Below are 20,044 nucleotides of genomic sequence, written 5' to 3' on the forward strand. Positions count from 1 at the left end.
ACGCTGAAAAGCCTTTACTTTATGCTGCGTTCGCCGTCTGATACCTTTGTAGAAATACCGAAAAATGGAGAATGGTGAGTGGTGAGTGATAGTGGACTCGAACCACCGACCTTTACGATGTCAACCTAAAAGCCACCTTTGCCCTGCTTTTCTGCTTTTTTCTCATATACTAATTTGTAGCTCATAATCCTAGTATTTAATGGGTTTTCCTTAATTACCATAATTATAGGCTTAACTGTAGTAGAGTTACAATTATTTGTCAATATCTAAAAAATATTACAAATTTGAAAATAACATGTGGATATGATGAGCATATAGTGAGTTCAAATTCATGATCAATTTTTATCTTGAAATATACTTGGACCTTTTGAATTTGATAAAAAATTATAGCAACTATTGGTTATTGAATTGTATGTAGTTAGGATAAATCATCATTTTTTAAAGTATAATTCTATTTAACATAAGATTTGTTTTTCTGAGCAAAGCATACTACAGTTTAATTATATATGAATTAAGCTGTGGGAGGATTTATGTCAGTTAAATCACTATTGTTTACTAAAGAAGCATTACATGAAATTAAAGCTCCACAGACAAAACGAGATGTATATAAAGATACCAAAGAAAAAGGATTATTGCTAATCGTATCATATGGTGGTAGTAAAATATTTTATTTGGGCACAGTACTTGATAAGAAATATCATAGAATTAAAATAGGTGTGTTCCCTGATTTATCAATTATTGATGCTAGAGCCAAAGCATCTGAATTAAAGGGTGAGATCGCCAAAGGATATAATCCTGTAGAAGAAAAGGTTAGATTAGCTAAGGAACTTACCTTTAAAGAGCTTTATGATAAATACCTTAATGAATATAGTAAAATTAATAATAAAAGATGGAGAGATTATGCTGCTTCTATAGATAGATATGCAAAACATTTATATCCTAGAAAAATATCCACCATTCAAAAAGCAGATATTCAAGAGTTGTTTAATAATTTAACTAAAACTGGTAAGTATGGAGCTAATAGATTTCTTGAAGTTTTAAGTCCTGTATTTAGTAAAGCAATAGAATGGGAATTGCTTACAATAAATCCAGTTATTGGCATAAAGAAGCACAAGGAACAATCCAGAGACAGGTATTTAACTAGGGAAGAAATACCACGATTTTTTACAGCAATAGCAGGTGAGGAAAACCAAGTAATGAAGGATTTTTTCTTAATAGCTTTGTATACATCAGTTCGTAAGGATAATATACTTACTATGCGTTGGGAACAGGTGAGTTTTGCTGATAAACAATTATATCTTCCAGATACTAAGAATGGTGATCCTCACCGTTTACCTTTACTAGATCAAGCAGTAGAAATATTAAAAGCACGAAAAGAGCAATCTACAAGCGAATGGGTATTTCCAAGTGAGACTAGCAGTAGTGGTCATTTGCAAGAACCGAAGAAAGCATGGAAGAGGATTTGTAAAAAGGCAGGAATAGAAAATTTAAGGATCCATGATTTAAGAAGAACAATACCAAGCTGGATGGCAATGACCGGAGCAAATCAATATGTGATAGGACAACTTCTAAATCATAGAGATCCAAGATCAACAGCAGTTTATGCTAGACTTGCCACTGATACTGCTCGAGAATATATGCAAAAAGCTATAAATGCCATTATAAATACAAAATCTTAAATATATATTAATTGATATGTTTATGCTATAATAACTCCTGTATTAAGTGAGTTCTATAAAAACAGAGATGCTAGAGAGGAAAGTGGTAAAATATTACAACAAGCTTGGAAGTTCCTCTATCTGGACTATTATCATAGAAATAATTTAATACAAAATTATAGCTTATTAAAAATGTAATGAGCTATTAAAAAGCATAATTAAAGAATTATAAATTTATGAATATTAAAGAAAAAGATAAAGTACTTAGCTGTTTTGATGTAGCTAATTATTTTTTAGTATTAGTTGATAGAGAAGCAGGGGATAGTATAACCCAGTTAAAGCTGCAGAAATTAATATATTTTGCTCAAGGCATTCATCTTGCTTTATTTGATAAGGTGTTATTTGAAGAAGAGATCAAGGCTTGGAAACATGGACCAGTAGTACCGGCTTTACGCTCAATATTTGGTAGCTTTAGAGATAATGTAATTCCTTTGCCTGGCGAAATAGATTTTGCTATTTATACCGAGCAACAAAAAAAATTACTTCATAAAGTATATTCTTTTTATGGTGAACATTCAGCTGCTTATTTACGTAATCTAACGCATAGACATTCTATTTGGTATGAAGCTATAGAGAAAGCAGATAATATTATTACTAAAGAAAAGATAAAGGAATTTTTTAAAGCTAATATAATAAATGATATTAAAGATTATATTTTATCAATTACTAAGGAAGATATTGCTCAAATAGAAAACGCTGAAGATGGGTGGTGGATGAACTATGATAGTGGTATACCTGCTGAAGATATTACAGAATACCTTTTGAAGGTAAAGAAGAAAAAAGAAGGTAATAAAAGTTGAAAGTCACTTGGTCTGATGAAGCCCTAGAGCAGTTGCAATTTTGGAAACGTACCAACCCCAAAATGAGTAAACGTATTAGGCTTTTAATAGATAATATTAGTCTCACCCCTTACACCGGAATAGGGAAACCTGAACCTTTAAAATATGAATTAAGTGGTTTTTGGTCTAGAAGGATAGATCAAGAACATAGGTTGATATATTTTGTTAATGAAAAAAATCAAACTATAGAAATAGAAAGTTGTAAAGGACATTATTAATTTAGTTTATGCCTTAAAATAAAAAGCTAAAGCTCTATTTTCGATACTAACTTATCTTAAAAAATGTCAATTTAAATTAGCTTTATTATTCAAAAAGAATTGCACCGGCATATTTTCACTATTTTCTATAAGGAAATGATAATATTGTTTTGCTACATCCACAGCATCATAACTACAGCAGGACTGAATAGCAAGTTTTAAACATTCTAATTTTAACTCTACATCACTTCTAAACATACACAACTCACCCATAATTTATTTCATTAATATTAGCAAAATTACTGCTAGTTATCAACAAATTCATGGATAGAGCTATAGATTCTATCTCCAGATATCCACAGTTTTAGATGAATTACAACTTTTTTTGTGATGGCTTAAAACTCCACTGGCAATGTAAAAATTAGGATGTTAATGTCATGACTAGCAAAACTTATATATTAACGGAAATATCACTTAATTAATATGGATAATAATTGTGCTAATCAAAGATTATATTGGTCACTAACTACTTCCTTAAAATATATGGGTTTAAGCTTAGATGAGTGGTTCGTTATCTTACTTGGTATAGTACCTGGGATAGTGTTACTAAATAGCGGACATGCTAAGCTTGGGATGATATGCATTATAGCTGGTATTGTACTTTGCTATACATTTAAAAAGTTTAAGAAATTATCGGAATATTTTGTACTTAAGAGTTATTTAGTCGCTAAGAAATGGCTATATGCTCCTACTTCTTATCCTAATTTGCTTGGGAAAAAGGTAGGTAAGTAATGGATCATTTATTTAAGCAAAGCTCCATTCAGCAGCTAGTTAAGTATAATAAGAGATTATTGCTTATCACATTGCTGCTTGCAGTTACGAGTCTTCTTGGGATGATTAAAACAGTTAGCACGGAAGAAAAATGGTTATTAATTCCGGCAATGGAGCCAGATCGCCGGATGATAGTATCATCCAAAAGCTATCATGAGACATATCTTAAAGAATGGGCAGTTTTTGTAATGAAAGAATTATTTACTACTTCACCTGAGGAAGTAGAGAGGCAAATAGCGGATATGAAGGTGGTATCTAGTAATACAGAGCAATTGGATAAATTTTTTAAGGAACATTTAGATTTTGTTAAAGGCTCTAATATTTCATCGGTATTTTTTCCTAAAAAAGTAAAAGTCATTGCGGATGGAGTATTAATTAATGGAACATTTCGTTATTGGTTTTCCGAGAATAAGCATGTTGCAACTGATAAAACTTATTTGTTAACCTACAAGCGAGGAGCAAATCATTTGTTGTTACTTACTGGTATTAAAGAAGAAGAGGTAAATAAGCAATGAAGAGTTTGAAGTCAGAATTGCAGATATTAGTAGTTTTTGTTGGCATAATGCTTGCAAGCTTTAGTAGTAATACTTACGCTATAGGTTATATGTTACATGCTGATTCTTTGTTAGAGCTGCAAATAGCTAAAGACGCTCCAACTAGGATTAATATCGAAGGAGAAAAGATTAATGATATTTTTATTCACCCTAGGGAAGCTGCAGAAATAGTAGTACATGATTCAGGTTGTTTATTTATTTTGCCGCAGCAAGATAGCAGTAAACTTTACTTAACCCTAATTGGAGAAAATGGCACGATCCAAGATTTAATGCTGAATTTTACTAAAAGCAAGCCAACACCAATTAGACTTATTAAGTTTGATTTAGAACAAGAAGTAATAAAGTTAACTAATAACAAAGAAGAGAAGCATCATGAATGTAAAAAACAAAGATGTAATAGAAAAAGAAAATAATAAACAGTATTTAAGAATAATATATCCTTTATTGCCGGTATTATTAATTTTTTGTGTAAATGTAATACTACCTGAAGTAGCTTTAGGAGAAACATTAGAAGGACAGTTAGATCGCATTGGTGGGCTCTCTACCGGTAAACTGAAAACTATCGGGATATCAGGGGCAACGATTTTGTCATCAATCTGGGCAGTGGTCAGGGGTAATTTAAGGCTTGCTGGAGCAATTGTAGCTATTGGTATTATTTTAGGATTTTATTTAGAGTGGGTCTCTAGTGGGATGAAAATCAGTTGATAATTAGGATATTGATTAAAAGCAATGGATCAAGATTTCAATAAGCAGAAAGAATTACAAAGTACAGTAGAGGATCATAAATTACCATCTGCATTTAGTAAAAGATTATCAGGACTCATAGAGATAATTAAAAACAGACCATTAGTAACTCTAGCTTGCATAGGAGTAATAATGGTTTTGGTATTTTATGGATTGTCAGAAAGTGAGGTAAAAGCTTCCCGAGGTTTACAAGAAGAGAGACAAGCAAGGGAAATATCTGGAATAGAAAAGGCCATAGATCCAAGGGCAAAATGGACTGCAGAAATATTAAATGAAGTTAAAAACATGCAGAATCATTTAGAGAAGTTAATAGAGAATAAATATTTAGAAACTAAAACTAAAATTGATGATTTTAGTCAAAAGTTAGAATCCTTAGAGAAGCCTCGTGAAGAAACTATATTATATGATGGCAATGATTTTAATAATAATCAAAAAATAGAAGATTTATTAGATAATAACTTTGAGCAAAGCATTGCTGCTGCTCCTACTGCTCCAGTAAAAAGATTACTTGGTTATGTAAAAAGAGCTGACTTGGAGTCCCAAAAAGACGTTAAAGATTATATTACTACTGGCAGCTTTGCACGGGGGTTGCTGCTTACTGGCGTGGTGGTTGGAACCGGCACTAATAATGCAGCTTCACCTGAGCCTATAATGGTAAGGCTTGTTGATACAGCTATTTTTTCTAAAGGATATAAAACGGAGCAAATCAAAGAAGCAATTTTAATTGGTTCATGCACTGGGGATATTTCATCAGAGCGGGCTAAATGCCGGTTAGAGACAGTATCTTTACTAAATAATCATGGCAAGATAATTGAAAAACCGGTAGAAGGATGGTTAATAGGTGAAGATGGTAGACCTGGCATTAAAGGGATAGTAGTTGATAGATCATCAGATGTAGCAAGGATGGCGGTGCTTAACGGCGTACTTGGCGGGATAGCACAATTTTTCCAGAACCAGGCAACAAATAGCGTATTTCCGGTGTCACCGATTACCGGTCAGCAAAATGCCTTAAAAGCTCAGGATTCTCTAAAAGCCGGTGTTTATGCCGGCACCGGTAATGCTTTAGAAAAGCTTGCTGATTTTGCCATTAAACGAGCAGAAAGCATGAGTCCGGTAATTGTTGTAGCTTCAGGTAGAGTAATAGATGTAGTATTTAGAAAAGGTTTTGATTTAAGAGAGAATAAAGAGGCTTCTAAAGTAGATAGATTACTGCCACCAACTATTACTGATTATTCGCAAAATAGCACAAATTATAGTAATTATCAAAATTATGCCGGTAATAAAGTGACAAGTTTTACTAAGGCAAAAACTAAATTGCCAGAACGTTTTATTAAGAATGATGATGAAATGACAGATATTGATTTGCGGTCAGAACAACAATATCCGGGTAATTTTTAATGAATAATAAAATAATTAATCTGCTGTTGTTATTAATGTTAAGCTTTAGCGTTGCTAATTGTAAGTTGATGCCATATAGAAGCGATTTTGATTGCCCGCTGCCCCAAGGGTTAAAATGTAAATCTTTATATGAAGTAAATAAAATGGCAGATCTTGATATGTTTAATCCAAATAATAATAATGATAAGCCTAATTTTAAATCGAGATGCTCTACTAGATGCTTTGGAGGGTATAATTAATGACATCAGGAATTGATAAAGATTTTACTCGGGAAAGACTAGCTAAACATTTTGTTTATGAATCATATGATGAGGAGAGTAGCTTGTTTTTTAATAGAGCTTCAGTAGGATTTGTCCTGCTTGGCTGGCCATTAGTTGGGACAAGCTTGCAAGCTCAAGGAGAGATAGCTGAATTTTTAAAAAGTGATGAGAATTTACCGGCAGGAAGTAGTTTTCAAATATTGATGATTGGCTCTGATCATATAAGAGAATATCTAGATAACTGGCAATTACATAGAAAAGGCAGCATCTTTGCTGAGCTTAGCAGTAGAAGAACAAAATTTTTGCAAGCAAAAGCAAAGGAAGAGGGAAATATCAAAGATGTAGTTTTATTAATTTCAGTCACTATTCCGACGCTGACGATTGATATTAATGAGATGATACGAAGAAGAGAAGTATTGCAAGATACATTTAAATCAATTGGGCTTACTACTTATAATGTTGAGGCAACATTGCTATTAAAATTTGTCCGTTTAATATTTGGCTGGAGGGAAGAAGAACATCCTGAACTTAATCCTTATGAAATATTATCTGAGCAGATTTTACCCGGTAATTTTTCTTTATATGAAAAGGAAGATTATGTTGCTCTTAATGACAATCAAATATTTATAAGCTTAGAGGCAGGAAAAAGACCGCTCGAGTGGCGATTATCGGCAATGGATTTGTTTTTAGGTAATGAGCTAAGACGAGATGAATATATTAGATCAAATTTTCTGATTCATTTTGGTTTGCAGATTATACCAAATCAATTAGTTGCAAAAACAGCAGCAATTACCAAAAGAGAAGCTTTAGAGAGAAATATTAATGCCGGGATGGGTAAGTTTTTTCCTAACTTAGCCAGTGAAGCACAAGATTTAGCAGGAGCAGTAGCGTATTTACAAAGCGGCGATCGAGTAGTAAATATCCACTTAAATGTCATTATGTGGGATAAGAAGAACAAAGCCAAAGGATCAGCATCACAGTTTTGCTCACAGCTTCGTCGAAGTGGCTGGTATTTTGTCCCTTGTAAATATGATCATTTAGCAGTAGTGCTTGCTAGTTTACCGATGCAGTTAGTTGAAGCAGCACCTAATTCTTTAATGGGTAAATTTAATAGATTCAATAATATATTTAATAAAAAGACTCAGGGAGTTGGCGTAGCATTATCAAATCTTGGTAGAGGCATCAAGACTATTGCCTCAGAAAGTAAGGTGTTGCTGCCTATCATTGGTGAATGGAAAGGGGATTTAAGCTCTCCTGGCATGCTGCTTACTGGTAGAAGAGGACAGATAATGTATTGGTCGCCCTTTGGTTCAGCATTAATTGGTTCAAATTTATATAGCACAGCTGCAGCTCCAAATGAAAATTTTAATCTTTGTATAGCAGGAGTACCAGGATCTGGTAAATCAGTGTTTATGCAGGAGTTAATGCTATCAATTTTGGGTATAGGCGGCAAAGTATTTGTTCTTGATTATGGTAGATCATTTAAAAGAACCTGTTTGCTACTGGGCGGTAATTATATTGAATTTGATGTAAAAAATCCTATTTCTATTAATCCATTTTCAGAAATTCCAGCAGACGGCAGCGAAGGCTCAATTGAAGCACAGGCAGATTTTCTTGCAAGTTTTCCATCAATTCTAGCAACCATGGCAGCTCCTCAGTATGGAACTAATGATTTGCAGCAACCAATGCTACAAAAGGCCTTAATAGCTGTCTGGCAAGCAAAAGGAGCACGAGCTGAGATAACTGACATAGCAGATTGGTTGCTTAAAAGAGAAGAATCTTACGCACAGGAACTTGGTAATATGTTATTTCCATTCACCAGAGATGGGCAATATGGCAAGTTTTTTAGTGGTAAGGCAAAATTATCACTAAATTCAGATATAGTAGTAATTGAAACTGATCATCTTCGTAGTAGCCCGGCATTACTTGCAGTAATTGTACAAATCATGATTGTGCATATTAACCAAGCAATGGTTAAAGGTGATAGGAAGCGTCCCTTTCTAATCATGATTGATGAAGCATGGAAATTACTATCTGGCAAGAGATCTGGAGAATTTATTGAAGAAGCAGGTAGAATAGCTAGAAAATACAACGGCTCAATTACTCTTGCTACTCAGCAATTAACTGATTACTTCAGGGAAGCAGGATCGGCTGCTGAAAAAGCTTTTGAGAACTCATCACATAAAGTTATTCTTAAGCAAAATCCTGAGAGCTTTAAAGCAATGAGAGCCAACCCCAAACTTGCAGGTTTTGTCGATGAGGACTGGAAGCTAAATTTACTGCAGTCTATTCATTCAAGTCCACCGCATTATAGTGAAGCAGCAATTTATGGACCAAGTGTTCATGGAGTTGTGGCAAGATTAATGCTAGATCCATTTACTCTAATGCTGACCTCTACTAATGCTAGGGATTATAGGGCTTTAGAAGATAGAATGATTGCGGGAATGAGCGTTACAGAGGCGATTAATAATATTCTGCAAGAAAGAGGTTTGGCTTAATGTTATCCGTAAAACTTAACCTGAATATTTTATATAAATCCTTTTAGTATAAGGATGTGATTAGGATATCTTTATTCTTGCCGTGAAATATTTAGGTTAGTAAAATATTATTACTACTGTAAAATAACATTATTTGATTTACAGTACTATATATTTTATAATATCTTACTACTGATAATATATATTTGTATGTTATTAGTAGTAATATTTTTTATAATAAGAATAGAAAAGGATATGAAGATACCGTTTATAGGAAGACAACAGGAGTTACAAACTTTATCTAAGTTATTAAAAAAAAATGTTGCAAGTTTAGTAGTAATTCAAGGAAGGCGAAGAATTGGTAAAAGTAGGTTAGTAGAAGAATTTGCTAAAAATTATACGTTTTATCAATTTTCCGGACTACCACCAGTACACGAAACTACAGCACAGTCTGAACGTAATGAATTTTCTCGCCAGTTAGCTATACAAACAAAGCTGCCTGAGCTTTATGCTGATGATTGGAATAAATTATTTATCTTACTTGCTGATAAAGTTACAACAAGTCGTTGTATTATTTTATTCGATGAGATTTCTTGGATAGGATCTAAAGATCCTGATTTTCTTGGTAAATTTAAGAATGCTTGGGATTTATATTTTAAGAAAAATCCAAAATTACTATTTATTCTCTGCGGTTCTGTATCAAGCTGGATTGAAAACAATATTTTATCTAATACTGGATTTGTTGGCAGAATATCTTATCGTTTAACCTTGGATGAATTACCAGTGCAAGATTGTAGTAAATTTTGGCTCAAGGCAGGGCATTATATATCAGCTTATGAAAAGTTTAAAGTACTTGCTGTAACTGGGGGGATACCTCGTTATCTAGAAGAAATAAAACCAGAATTATCTGCTGAAGAAAATATTAGGGATTTATGTTTTATCAAAGGAGGAGCGTTAGTAAATGAATTTAATGACATATTCTCTGATCTTTTCTCTACACGTAGTCCTACCTATAAAAAGATTATTCAGGTTCTAGCTAATGGTGCACAAGACATTAAAACTATTTGTAACATGTTAAATATTGGACAAACAGGATTTATTAGTGAGTATTTAGATAACTTAATGAAATCAGGATTTATTAGTAGAGATTATACTTGGCATATTACATCAGGAGAAGTTTCAAAGTTAAGTCATTTTCGTTTAAGTGATAATTATTTACGTTTTTATTTAAAATATATTGATAAGAACCGTTTAAGAATTGAAAATAATGAATTTACTTTTAAATCTTTAGCTTCTCTTCCTGGCTTAGAGACAATTATAAGCTTACAATTTGAAAATTTGGTACTAAAGAATCGCAAATATATAAAAGAATGTTTATATATTACTCCGGAGGAAGTTATTTCTGATAATCCGTTTTTTCAGAAAAAAACGACTAGATATCCCGGTTGTCAAATTGATTATCTTATCCAAACTAAATTTGGAGGACTTTATATTTGTGAAATTAAATTTTCAAAGCACCCTATTACCTATAGTATTATTGATGAAGTACAAAAAAAATTAGATAGGCTATATTATCCTAAAGGATTTTCTTGTAGACCTGTATTGATCCATGTCAATGGAGTACATGAAGATGTAATAGATAGCGGTTTTTTTGCAGCAATTATTGATTTTGGTAATTTACTAACAGCTCCATAGGAAATTATAACTTGGATTAGCATAGGGTAGACAGAAATTACAGCAAAGACAAGAATTTATTATTAATGTTATTACTACAGGTTTTTAGATCCATTTTTTATTTTTATAAATTGTTTTTAGTATGATTCATTTGTCAATTTTTTGCTTTAAACTGCCTGCACGTAATATTATGGTTTACTTACTTTTTGTTGTTTTAGTTTTAAATTCTTTATTAAGTTTTGCAAGTACTGTGGTAATAGACAAATCACAGATTTACGATTACGGAGTTAGAGGTCATATATTTCCTATTATTGAAGAATCTTTACTAGAAATAATTATGGCTAAGCTCAAGCTTGCAAAGCAAAATGGAAATTTAGAAAAAATGCAGGAAGAATTTAAAAATAGAGTAAAGCAAAAAATCTCTAGACCAACTCCGGTCTTAGCTATAGCAAAAGCAAATAAAAACCGAAATTGGCACTATGATCCGAGCTTTATACAAAAGACAGATATAAAAGATCAAACTGGAGGCATAATAGTAAAAGCTAATACAAGTGTAAATCCTTTAGAAAAAATAAGTTGGGGAGAACCATTAATATTTATTGATGGTGATGATGAGCAGCAGATTAAGTGGGTTAAATTACGAATAGGAAAATTAGTACTCACGAGTGGCAATCCTATTAAGTTGGCAAAAAAAATTAAATAAGCCGGTGTTTTTTGATCAAGGTGGCGTTCTAACTACTCGTTTTAAAATAAAAGCAGTGCCAGCTATTGTGCAGCAAGAAAGTACATTACTTAAAATTAGCGAAATCAAGATTAATTGAAATGTTATAGTATTTGAGTAAAAATTAAGGCGTGAATAAAAACTGATAAAATCCGGAGGTAATCTATGAAGAAGTGGCAATTACCAGAAGCAAAGAAAAATTTAGAAAAGATAATAGATCAGGTATTACAAGGTAAGGTGCAAGCAATAGTAAAGCCTAGCGGGGAAGTAGTGTATCTAATAGCAGGTGAGAAAAATAATATGATAGCAGAGCAACCAAAGGTAGTGTATCAAGCAAATACAGCTTTAGTTACTTCTGAAATATACAAGTAATAATGAAGTTAATAATGTTTATTATAATTATTTTGCTTGGTAATTATAGTTATGGATCAATTGGCTGCGTAGGTAGGTTTGTAAATCCAATCACTGATGTTTGCTGGAAATGTTTATTTCCAATTACTATCGGAGGAGTAAAAATTGTCTCAAGTTCTATGGCTGATACTAATAACCCAAGGCAAATTGTTTGTTTTTGCCCTAAGCCTTCGATTCCGATGCCAGTTCCCGGTATTCCAATTGGATTCTGGGAGCCGGTAAGACTGGTGGATGTAACTAAATCCCCGATGTGCATGGTAAGCCTTGGAGGCATTAATCTTGGTACTAGCATGCAAAAAGGTGTTAAGGATGATATAGAGGGAAGTAGCTTTTATCATGTACATTGGTATATATATCCGGTTATTTACTGGCTTGAGATCTTACTTGATTTTGCCTGTTTAGAGATGTCACAAGTAGATATCACATATTTAACTGAATTTGATCCATTATGGGGAGACGATAGCAAAGCTGCCATATTAAATCCTGAAAGTTTATTATTTGGCAGTATTGCAGCTCAAAGTGCATGTATAGCTGATTGCATTAGCTCTAGTTCTGGTAATCTTTCTAACGATAGGGTGTTTTGGTGCTGTGGCTGTCAAGGTTCTCTTTATCCCTTTACCGGTACAACTAGCTCTCATAATGGCGGAGTTGGAACTTCTGCATTAATAGTGGCTAAATTTATGGCTAAGTTACATAGAGAGTTGTTATTATGGGGATATATGGGGAGTAGCGGATTATGTGGTAAATATCCAATGCCAATAATCAAGAAGAGCCAATATAGACTGCAGATGACTTACCCTATACCAGAGGTGCATTCTTGTAAAAAGATTGGTGAGACTGAAATAAGCTGGCAGGGTGCACGCGAATTCCCAGTTAAAGGTGAGGATTTTGGTTATTTGATCTGGCGTAAACGCAGTTGCTGTTTATTTTGATTTGTAAAATTTTTATAAAATTGAGAAGTATGCAATTTAACCTAAAAATAATAATTTTAACTAGTTTACTAATTTTAGGTAGCACAAATGTTTTGGCAGAGCAAGAAGAATTATTACAGGAGATAATACAGCCTAAAACATATAATCAAATCTACATTTTTGTCTCATTGTCAATGCCTGATTCAGCATTAAAGAGTTATTATATTGAAGCAGAACAAGCAGGAGCAAGACTGGTAATACGAGGTTTAAAAAATAGTTCTTTTTTAGATACTAAAGCAAAAGCTGATGAAATTAATATTAGTTTTGATATTGATCCCAATCTATTTGAGGAATATCAAATTACTTCTGTACCAGCAATAATAGTGAATAGTGAAGGCAAGGGAGTAAAAAGACTCACTGGTCACATATCATTACATGATGCATTAGAAATTATGAACAAAGAAAATTTATGAGGTTCGCATTTTTATCAATGATTATTGTATTGTTCAGTTTTAATGCAATTGCTAACATTCAAGATAGTTATAATCAAGCAATAGGGTATCAAAATAGTATTAAGCTTGGTAATCCTGATCAAATGGGCAATAAAGTAATATTTGATAAAGACGCAGATATTTCAAATTTAAGTAATATGAGTGATCAAAATTTAACAAAGCAAGGTAGTCAAATGTTAAATAATAGTTCAGCAGGTCAATTACTACAACAAGGTGAGCTTAAAAAAATAGATGCTTCTCAAGAATATGACCTGAATGCTAAAAACCCTTTAATTAGTAATTCAGCTAAGATTGAGGCAGATCCTTTAAGGTATACAGAAGGGACTGCACTTAATGCTAGTGAAAAAGTATTGAAAACCAAAACAAGTAAGAGTTGCTGTGAAGGGGCAGAATTTGAAATAGATATTATCAGGAATCTTATACTAGATGCTGAATTAATAGATAAATGGGGAGAGTGGCAAGATAAAGCAATAGCATTTTCAGGTTCTGAGATAAGTAACAGTTATCGTCACTGGCTTTATCCTGTCTTTTGGAAAAAGAAAAGACATTTCGGTAAGCGTAAAACAATATACAGCATGCATATGCATAATAATCAAGCAATAATGCTTGATGTAAGAGCAGCAATTGCCGGTAAGTTAAATGTTTCTCTTGATCATATTGATATATATATTGGCATTTCTTCTCAAGGAGAAGGAGCGTTAACTGAAGGCTGGGATAGAGATATAGTAAAATGGGATAGATATGTTTTTACTTATAAATATCGTGATAAAATCAAGGAATTTAGAGAAAAAGGTGAATATTTCCAAATAGTAAATAAATCTTTAGAAGCTTTGCTTGAAGAACATGAATGCCATGAAATAAATCGCATATGTCTTGAAGCTGGTAATAAATTATTTTTTAATCAATATAATGTTAATCGTCCATGCTGGAGTGAGCAAATTAAATATCAATGTAGTAGTGAGCCAAAATATGGGTGTGATCATTTAAAGAAGCAAGCTTGTGAACTTGCAAGGAGCAATTGCGTTAAGCAAGCTGCTAGTATTTGTTTGCAATGGCACAAAGATTACATATGTATAGCCCAGAAAAAAGAGTTTAGCTCCTCTATAGCAGGATCAAAAATGTTTTGTTTAGGAGGGAATTGTCATACTGCAACTATTGTGCCAAATAATGATATTGCAAGTATTGGGCACCTTGCCATGTTAAATGAAATGAAAAAAGATATGCAGACAAATCCGATTATGGTTTTTAAAGGTACAAGTGATAGTTGTCGTAAAACAAATATCGGTAATTTTCTTAATTGTTGTTCCGGATTTAAAGGCTGGGGCAAGGATTTAGGATTAAGTAGGTGCAGTGCAGAAGAAAAAGCTTTAGCCTTAAAAAGGGCAAAAGGTCAGTGCTATTATGTAGGTACATATTGTGCTAAGAAAGATAAGGTATTTAAGACATGTATTACCAAGAAATCTACTTATTGTTGTTTTAATTCAAAGCTTGCAAGAGTATTTCAAGAACAAGGCAAAAAACAATTAGCTATTAGTTTTGGCACGGCACAATATGCTAATTGCAGAGGGTTTACAGTAGAAGAACTACAAAGAATAGATTTTTCTAAGTTTGATTTAGAGGAGCTATTTAGTGATTTACTTGATCATGCTAAAAGTAAAATGAGTAAGAGTTTTCCACAGCAACTAAAAAATCAGATGCCTATAATGCAACAACAAAGGTCTAATAATAATTGTACTGATTCAAATTTATCTTATTAAAATAATGAAGTGGCTAGTAAACACAATAACTAAATCATCACTAGCCATTACATTACTAGTAATTAATTTATGGTTATTAATCAATGATTGGTCAAATCATGCATTTGCTGGTACTATAGAGTTAGATAGTAGTAATAAAAATGAGATGATCAGGTTTAATGTAAATAATCAGTTTTGGCAACGACCTCAAGGGTTTTTATGGTATAACGAGGATCATGTTTACAAGCAAGAAATATTAAAATTTTCTCAAGATAAAAAAAAGCAAGAGCCAGAACTTGAGCCTTATGATCAAAGGATAGAAGCTTTAAAGAAGGAATTTACTAGAGCTCAGCGTCAAGCTCTTGATAATCCTACTCTTGAAAATGTTATTATTGCTCAAAGGTTACATAAACAAATTTTAGAAAAATCACATAAATTTGCTACCATGTGGCAACTAGCAACGATATTAGATTACAAGCTAGTAAACATGGATGAACCAGTAAATTCCTTACATAAAAAATTATATGAAGTAAGGCAAGAAGAAGAAAACAGCAAAAAACTAAGATTTTTAGCTAAGAATTGGGGATTAATTCTGCAAATAAATCAAGGATGCAATTACTGTCAGGCATTTACCCCTATTGTAAGAGAATTTGCAGATAAATATGGCTTTCAATTAATTTTTGTAAGTAATAGTGAAACTAGATTTCAAGGGATGCCAACCATTAAAGATACCGGTTTGTTACAAACACTAAATCCAGAAAATATTGTACCGGTATTATATTTAGTCGATAGCAGCGGCACACAAATATATCCAGTTGCACGAGGTATTATTAGTGAAGATAAAATCGCTGAAAATATTTTAGCAGTAGTACAGCACCACAGTAGTGCAGCATCATGATGGATTAAAGGTTAATGATTATGAGCAATGACTATCAGTTCAGAAACACTAAGTTTCTCATGAAGCAGGTTATTCATATTGTAATAATAGTTTTACTTCTGCAACCACCTATTTCTTACGCATGGGATTTACAGGATGTATTTGAAGGAATGAGCGTTAATGTCACTAAGCCTGGAACGTATCAATCTCAAGCTGCCGGCTATTATGCGGCAGGAGGATTATCCTTGCGAACTAATAAGACATCTTTTAATCCCATTTCTATAATTCCTCCCTCATTAAACATGAGCTGTAGTGGTATAGATGCTTATCTTGGTAGTTTTTCGATTATTTCAGGTGAAGAGCTGGTACAGCTGATGAAAAATATTGGCTCGCAAGCAAAAGCTTATGCATTTTCATTGGGTCTTAAGACCTTTGCTCCACAAATAGAAAATGCCTTAAAAGATTTAAGAAATCTTGCTATGGAAATGAATCAATTTGCTAAGGGAGATTGTGAAATGACTAAGGCTCTTTTTGCTTCCATTTTGCCTAAAGATTCAGCAATGAGAGAATCAGTTTGTAAAGATTTACAATCCAGCTCTGGTTTGGATTATTTTGCTGCCGGCAAAAAATGTCGTAGTGATTTAGAGCAAAAGCAAGCTTTAGCCAGCATCCAAAATAAAGATCCAGAATTAATGCTGACAAATTATAATATCTTTACTAAAGCAGCAGAAAAAGCAGGCATCCCTGAAAATATGAGAAGTGCCATTATGTCAATGACAGGCACTATTATAGTTAGAGATAATAATGTTTATTTCCTTGAGTCACTTGCTCAAGATGAAAAGAGCTGGATTGCTCATTTAAAAGGCGGCGAATCTGCCTCAATTTATACTTGTGATAATATTCATTGTTTAAATCCAGCAATAAGACGTAATATTACTATTGCTCCAGATCAATCATATCAAGGCAAGGCTAAAACAAAACTAGATGAATTAAAGAGTAAACTGGCAAGCAACAATGAGTTTAGTAATGCCGATATTACTTTCTTATCTTCAATAGGGGAAGCATTTCCAATATATGATTATATTACTTTAGAGGCAATATCTGGAGTAACTATTTTAGATAGTTCTTCAGAATTAGTTGCCAGTTATAGTGTGCTGCAGCATTTAAAGGAGGTAATCTCAGAGGTCAGAAAAGCAGTTACCATGCTCAAATCAAAGCAAGTAGCAGATCATCATTTAAACGCCTACTTAAAAGCTTTAGATCGAGTGCAATTTTTTGCCAGAGATAAATGGAGTCATATGTTAACTAGTAGCGATCAGATTGATAGAAGAGCAAGATTAATAGAGCAACATTTAATCGCCAAAGAGAAGGCTTAAAAATTAATAATAAATTAAATTAGCAAGCAGATAAGCAAGCACAAAAATAAGCAAAGCAGATAAAAATATAAAAAGAATATGGCAGATTACGTAATACATACATTTGGTGGAGGAGATATATTATGGCAAGTTTTTAATGGCATAGGAAGAGTATTTAGCTCAAATAGTGAGTATTTTACACCGGTAGGTAAATTTGCATTGACAATTGGTGGAATTTGGGCAGCAACAAGAGCTATTTTTAGAGGCAATATTGGTATTTTTGCTATGGAGTGGTTTTTTCCATCTTTTTTTATTTTTGTATTTTTATTTGCTCCAAAAGCAAATGTGTGGCTTAAGGATGAAATATCAATGCAGGCTCCTGTGAAAATTGATAATATTCCAGTAGGTGTTGCTTTTTTTGCTTCTATATCATCAAAAATAAGTTATTCCTTATCAGAAACGCTAGAAAAGCATTTACTGCCACCTGATGAAGGTTTATCTAGCAGAAAGAATGGGATTATGTTTGGAGCAAAAGCTATCGGTAAAATCAAGGATATTCAAATAGAGGATCCAGTAACTTTGACCAACTCAAAAGAATTTTTAAGACAATGCTTTATGAAACCTTATATAATTGGTAATATTTTAGGTAAAAAAGCAGAAGCACAAAGAGCTAGTGATATCATTGTGTTTATCGAACAAAATATGCCCAATAATTTTGGTATTTATTATAAGGATCCAAGCAGCTCTGCTATTTCTTTTAAAACCTGCAAACAAGTAACTCCTTTAATTAAGGCAGCTATTAATAAAGAATTAAATGATGGCTTGTTAACTCAATTTGCAAATGGCATAGGGATTACCTCTGATAGGCAAGAGATATTAGCGAGTAGATTAAAAACTATGACCTCTGACACTCTAAAATATCTGAAAAAAGAACAGACAGATATTCATCAGTGGATGAGGCAAGCAATGTTACTTAATGCTAATCGTGAAGCTTATGATGACTTGCGAGAAAAATTCTCACTTTCTAGAATATATCCTCAGTTAGTTAGTATGAATGCTACCCGCGGATTATTTCAGCAATCATTTTCTTATCTGGTTGCAGGAGAGATGGCAGCAAATATAATGCCTATCTTACAATCAGTATTTTTTGCCTTGGTGATTTGTCTGATTTTCGTAGTATTTCCAATGTCGATGCTGCCGGGCGGTTATACTATCTTTAAGACCTGGATAACCTTGATTATTTGGGTAACTAGCTGGCCGGTATTTTTTACGGTGATTCATTGTTTAGGGATGATTAGCCTAGCTGGTAAATCTGGCACGAGTCACTTTACCGGTTTAAATATCTTATCGCAAGGGAGTTTTTCAGAAATTCTGTTGCATGAGTTTGCAACATTTCAGATGTTAGCAGCTTCAGTTCCGATGTTATCCTGGGCAGTATTAAAGGCGTGTGCTCATGCAACAACAACATTAGCCAATCAATTTTCTCCAGTACCTGTTGCAAGTAGTATTGGCACTAATATTGCTGATAATAACCTCTCTATAGATAATTATAGCATCGGTAATAGAACAATTGCCCAGCAAAATCTTACCCCAACGCTGCAATTGGCAGGAGGAATTATTGATGATGGTGGAATGAGAGTGACTAGCACCGATAACGGCAGACAAGTGCTGACTCAAGCAGTAGACTCACTTGTTAACAATTACCGCTCCTCTAAATTATTGCAAGATAGTTATCAATCTCAGTTTATGAGCTCACAAAGTTATCTTGATTCATTAAATGATAGATATAGTGATTTAACTACTACAGGAAATTCCATAGCAACTGAAATAGGCAAAAGATTAAGCTATGAGGAAGCAAAATCTATAGGTATTACTGATAGCCAGTATCTAGCCTTGCAGCAGATGAATTCAGACAGCACATCTGCTACTGATCATACTGGTAGTAGTAATAGAAAAGGCACTAGTACTAGTGCTACAGGAAGTATTGGCGTGAACACTATGTTTGGCAGCGGCATGACTACTGTTGGATCAAGTAATACACTAGATCAAGATCAGGGAAAATCAGTCAATCAGCAACAATCATATAATGAAGCATTATCTAAGATTAAGAGTGCTACTAAAGATGGCAGATTAAGTAATGCAAATAGTAACGTGCAATCGCTTAGTAATAATCTAAATAGTAATTTTTCTGAACAACAATCTGTAGGGCAAGAAATAGCACAAACTAAACAAAATATGCAGCAGCTAAGCTATAATATGAATTATATAGCACAAAATTCTGCTTCTATTGATCGTAATTTAAATGAACCGGTATTAAATAGCATCATTGCCAAAAATATTCCTGGCGTAAGTAGTAAAGAGCAGGCTGCTATGTGGGCGAGTACTCACCAACAAGAAGCTGAACAAATAGCTTTAGATATAGCTAAAATTAATAATACTATACCGCAGAATTTAAGTTCTGAAAGTAGCATCAATATTCCATCTAAAGAAAGCTTGCGATCAAGTTTTGATGAAAATAAACAACGATTAAATGATCAAGCTGCTATTAGTAGTATTGATGACAGAAGAAATGATATTTACGATAAAAATATAGAACAAATGCTAATTAATAATGTAGATAATAATGAAATAGAAAAAGTAAAGATTCTTGAGCAGTTATCTGATAAAGTAAAAGATAAGAGGGAACAAATTGAAGATGAATTTAATAAAACTCCTGAATCAACGATTGTCAGAACTGGTGAGCAAATAGCAGATAATATTGGCATTAGCGATAAGGCGATAAAGAAAAGAAATAGAAAATTACTAGATTACAAAAATAAAAATAATTAA

20 protein-coding genes and 1 pseudogene are annotated in these 20,044 nt (G+C 33.0%); 19 read left to right on the forward strand and 2 right to left on the reverse strand.

Annotated elements, in window-relative coordinates; all coding sequences use genetic code 11:
• Window positions 1-125 precede the first annotated feature (125 nt).
• The gene (locus RMA_RS10920) at window positions 126-263 is read right to left on the reverse strand and encodes a hypothetical protein (RefSeq protein ID WP_238375379.1); all 138 of its coding nucleotides are present in this window, start codon (window positions 261-263) and stop codon (window positions 126-128) included.
• Between the two features lie 267 nt (window positions 264-530).
• Here RMA_RS10920 and RMA_RS03815 point away from each other — a divergent pair, with 267 nt between their 5' ends.
• The 3 genes from RMA_RS03815 to RMA_RS03825 all read left to right on the forward strand — a co-directional run bounded on the left by RMA_RS03815 (window position 531) and on the right by RMA_RS03825 (window position 2,775).
• Window positions 531-1,679 carry a tyrosine-type recombinase/integrase gene (locus RMA_RS03815; RefSeq protein ID WP_041404709.1) on the forward strand — a complete coding sequence of 383 codons (1,149 nt, stop codon included), beginning with the start codon at window positions 531-533 and terminating at the stop codon, window positions 1,677-1,679.
• Between the two features lie 215 nt (window positions 1,680-1,894).
• On the forward strand, window positions 1,895-2,518 hold the full coding sequence (locus tag RMA_RS03820; protein ID WP_012152839.1) for a Panacea domain-containing protein: 624 nt from the start codon (window positions 1,895-1,897) through the stop codon (window positions 2,516-2,518).
• Window positions 2,515-2,775, forward strand: coding sequence for a Txe/YoeB family addiction module toxin (locus RMA_RS03825; protein WP_012152840.1), 261 nt, complete (start codon window positions 2,515-2,517; stop codon window positions 2,773-2,775). Before RMA_RS03820 ends, RMA_RS03825 begins: the two co-directional genes overlap by 4 nt.
• Before the next feature lie 66 nt (window positions 2,776-2,841).
• Here RMA_RS03825 and RMA_RS03830 read toward each other — a convergent pair whose 3' ends face one another.
• Complete coding sequence (locus RMA_RS03830; protein WP_041404710.1) at window positions 2,842-3,027, reverse strand: hypothetical protein; 186 nt, start codon at window positions 3,025-3,027, stop codon at window positions 2,842-2,844.
• 210 nt (window positions 3,028-3,237) lie between these two features.
• Between RMA_RS03830 and RMA_RS03835 the strand changes: the two genes are divergently transcribed.
• From RMA_RS03835 to RMA_RS03910, 16 genes and pseudogenes are all read left to right on the forward strand, one after another.
• A complete protein-coding gene (locus tag RMA_RS03835) occupies window positions 3,238-3,546 on the forward strand; it encodes a hypothetical protein (protein WP_041404711.1) in 309 nt (102 codons plus the stop codon).
• Window positions 3,546-4,100 (forward strand): TraE/TraK family type IV conjugative transfer system protein, encoded by a 555-nt coding sequence (locus RMA_RS03840; RefSeq protein WP_012152842.1) that lies wholly within the window; start codon window positions 3,546-3,548, stop codon window positions 4,098-4,100. The genes RMA_RS03835 and RMA_RS03840 overlap by 1 nt, the downstream gene beginning before the upstream one ends.
• A complete protein-coding gene (locus RMA_RS03845; RefSeq protein WP_012152843.1) occupies window positions 4,097-4,552 on the forward strand; it encodes a hypothetical protein in 456 nt (151 codons plus the stop codon). The genes RMA_RS03840 and RMA_RS03845 overlap by 4 nt, the downstream gene beginning before the upstream one ends.
• Entirely contained in the window at window positions 4,512-4,844 is a 333-nt protein-coding gene (locus RMA_RS03850) for a hypothetical protein (protein WP_041404712.1), read from the forward strand. Before RMA_RS03845 ends, RMA_RS03850 begins: the two co-directional genes overlap by 41 nt.
• 24 nt (window positions 4,845-4,868) lie before the next feature.
• Window positions 4,869-6,281 (forward strand): TraB/VirB10 family protein, encoded by a 1,413-nt coding sequence (locus tag RMA_RS03855; RefSeq protein ID WP_012152845.1) that lies wholly within the window; start codon window positions 4,869-4,871, stop codon window positions 6,279-6,281.
• Window positions 6,281-6,520, forward strand: coding sequence for a hypothetical protein (locus RMA_RS03860; RefSeq protein WP_012152846.1), 240 nt, complete (start codon window positions 6,281-6,283; stop codon window positions 6,518-6,520). The genes RMA_RS03855 and RMA_RS03860 overlap by 1 nt, the downstream gene beginning before the upstream one ends.
• On the forward strand, window positions 6,520-9,039 hold the full coding sequence (locus RMA_RS03865) for a TraC family protein (protein WP_012152847.1): 2,520 nt from the start codon (window positions 6,520-6,522) through the stop codon (window positions 9,037-9,039). The genes RMA_RS03860 and RMA_RS03865 overlap by 1 nt, the downstream gene beginning before the upstream one ends.
• Before the next feature lie 189 nt (window positions 9,040-9,228).
• Window positions 9,229-10,713 (forward strand): AAA family ATPase, encoded by a 1,485-nt coding sequence (locus RMA_RS03870; RefSeq protein WP_238375380.1) that lies wholly within the window; start codon window positions 9,229-9,231, stop codon window positions 10,711-10,713.
• A 121-nt stretch (window positions 10,714-10,834) separates the two neighbouring features.
• A pseudogene (traW, locus tag RMA_RS03875) lies at window positions 10,835-11,513 on the forward strand (type-F conjugative transfer system protein TraW).
• A 65-nt stretch (window positions 11,514-11,578) separates the two neighbouring features.
• Window positions 11,579-11,785, forward strand: a complete 207-nt coding sequence (locus RMA_RS03880) for a type II toxin-antitoxin system prevent-host-death family antitoxin (protein WP_041404713.1) — start codon at window positions 11,579-11,581, stop codon at window positions 11,783-11,785.
• Between the two features lie 2 nt (window positions 11,786-11,787).
• Window positions 11,788-12,756 carry a conjugal transfer pilus assembly protein TraU gene (gene traU / locus RMA_RS03885; RefSeq protein ID WP_041404714.1) on the forward strand — a complete coding sequence of 323 codons (969 nt, stop codon included), beginning with the start codon at window positions 11,788-11,790 and terminating at the stop codon, window positions 12,754-12,756.
• A gap of 29 nt (window positions 12,757-12,785) precedes the next feature.
• A complete protein-coding gene (gene trbC / locus RMA_RS03890) occupies window positions 12,786-13,208 on the forward strand; it encodes a type-F conjugative transfer system pilin assembly protein TrbC (protein ID WP_041404999.1) in 423 nt (140 codons plus the stop codon).
• A gap of 17 nt (window positions 13,209-13,225) precedes the next feature.
• Entirely contained in the window at window positions 13,226-15,004 is a 1,779-nt protein-coding gene (locus tag RMA_RS03895) for a conjugal transfer protein TraN (protein WP_238375381.1), read from the forward strand.
• A 1-nt stretch (window position 15,005) separates the two neighbouring features.
• Window positions 15,006-15,881, forward strand: coding sequence for a conjugal transfer protein TraF (locus RMA_RS03900; protein ID WP_041404716.1), 876 nt, complete (start codon window positions 15,006-15,008; stop codon window positions 15,879-15,881).
• 14 nt (window positions 15,882-15,895) lie between these two features.
• Window positions 15,896-17,236, forward strand: a complete 1,341-nt coding sequence (locus RMA_RS03905; RefSeq protein ID WP_012152853.1) for a conjugal transfer protein TraH — start codon at window positions 15,896-15,898, stop codon at window positions 17,234-17,236.
• Window positions 17,237-17,314: 78 nt separating this feature from the next.
• On the forward strand, window positions 17,315-20,044 hold the full coding sequence (locus RMA_RS03910; protein WP_012152854.1) for a conjugal transfer protein TraG N-terminal domain-containing protein: 2,730 nt from the start codon (window positions 17,315-17,317) through the stop codon (window positions 20,042-20,044).

The organism is Rickettsia massiliae MTU5, assembly GCF_000016625.1.
Classification (GTDB): Bacteria; Pseudomonadota; Alphaproteobacteria; order Rickettsiales; family Rickettsiaceae; genus Rickettsia; species Rickettsia rickettsii.

Excerpts from the sequence above, each read along its gene's own strand:
- RMA_RS03815 (WP_041404709.1), top strand. The coding sequence starts at position 531 with ATGTCAGTTAAATCACTATTGTTTACTAAAGAAGCATTACATGAAATT.
- RMA_RS03820 (WP_012152839.1), top strand. The coding sequence starts at position 1,895 with ATGAATATTAAAGAAAAAGATAAAGTACTTAGCTGTTTTGATGTAGCT.
- RMA_RS03830 (WP_041404710.1), bottom strand. The coding sequence starts at position 3,027 with ATGGGTGAGTTGTGTATGTTTAGAAGTGATGTAGAGTTAAAATTAGAA.
- RMA_RS03835 (WP_041404711.1), top strand. The coding sequence starts at position 3,238 with ATGGATAATAATTGTGCTAATCAAAGATTATATTGGTCACTAACTACT.
- RMA_RS03840 (WP_012152842.1), top strand. The coding sequence starts at position 3,546 with ATGGATCATTTATTTAAGCAAAGCTCCATTCAGCAGCTAGTTAAGTAT.
- RMA_RS03845 (WP_012152843.1), top strand. The coding sequence starts at position 4,097 with ATGAAGAGTTTGAAGTCAGAATTGCAGATATTAGTAGTTTTTGTTGGC.
- RMA_RS03850 (WP_041404712.1), top strand. The coding sequence starts at position 4,512 with ATGAATGTAAAAAACAAAGATGTAATAGAAAAAGAAAATAATAAACAG.
- RMA_RS03855 (WP_012152845.1), top strand. The coding sequence starts at position 4,869 with ATGGATCAAGATTTCAATAAGCAGAAAGAATTACAAAGTACAGTAGAG.
- RMA_RS03860 (WP_012152846.1), top strand. The coding sequence starts at position 6,281 with ATGAATAATAAAATAATTAATCTGCTGTTGTTATTAATGTTAAGCTTT.
- RMA_RS03865 (WP_012152847.1), top strand. The coding sequence starts at position 6,520 with ATGACATCAGGAATTGATAAAGATTTTACTCGGGAAAGACTAGCTAAA.
- RMA_RS03870 (WP_238375380.1), top strand. The coding sequence starts at position 9,229 with ATGTTATTAGTAGTAATATTTTTTATAATAAGAATAGAAAAGGATATG.
- RMA_RS03880 (WP_041404713.1), top strand. The coding sequence starts at position 11,579 with ATGAAGAAGTGGCAATTACCAGAAGCAAAGAAAAATTTAGAAAAGATA.
- traU (WP_041404714.1), top strand. The coding sequence starts at position 11,788 with ATGAAGTTAATAATGTTTATTATAATTATTTTGCTTGGTAATTATAGT.
- trbC (WP_041404999.1), top strand. The coding sequence starts at position 12,786 with ATGCAATTTAACCTAAAAATAATAATTTTAACTAGTTTACTAATTTTA.
- RMA_RS03895 (WP_238375381.1), top strand. The coding sequence starts at position 13,226 with ATGATTATTGTATTGTTCAGTTTTAATGCAATTGCTAACATTCAAGAT.
- RMA_RS03905 (WP_012152853.1), top strand. The coding sequence starts at position 15,896 with ATGATTATGAGCAATGACTATCAGTTCAGAAACACTAAGTTTCTCATG.
- RMA_RS03910 (WP_012152854.1), top strand. The coding sequence starts at position 17,315 with ATGGCAGATTACGTAATACATACATTTGGTGGAGGAGATATATTATGG.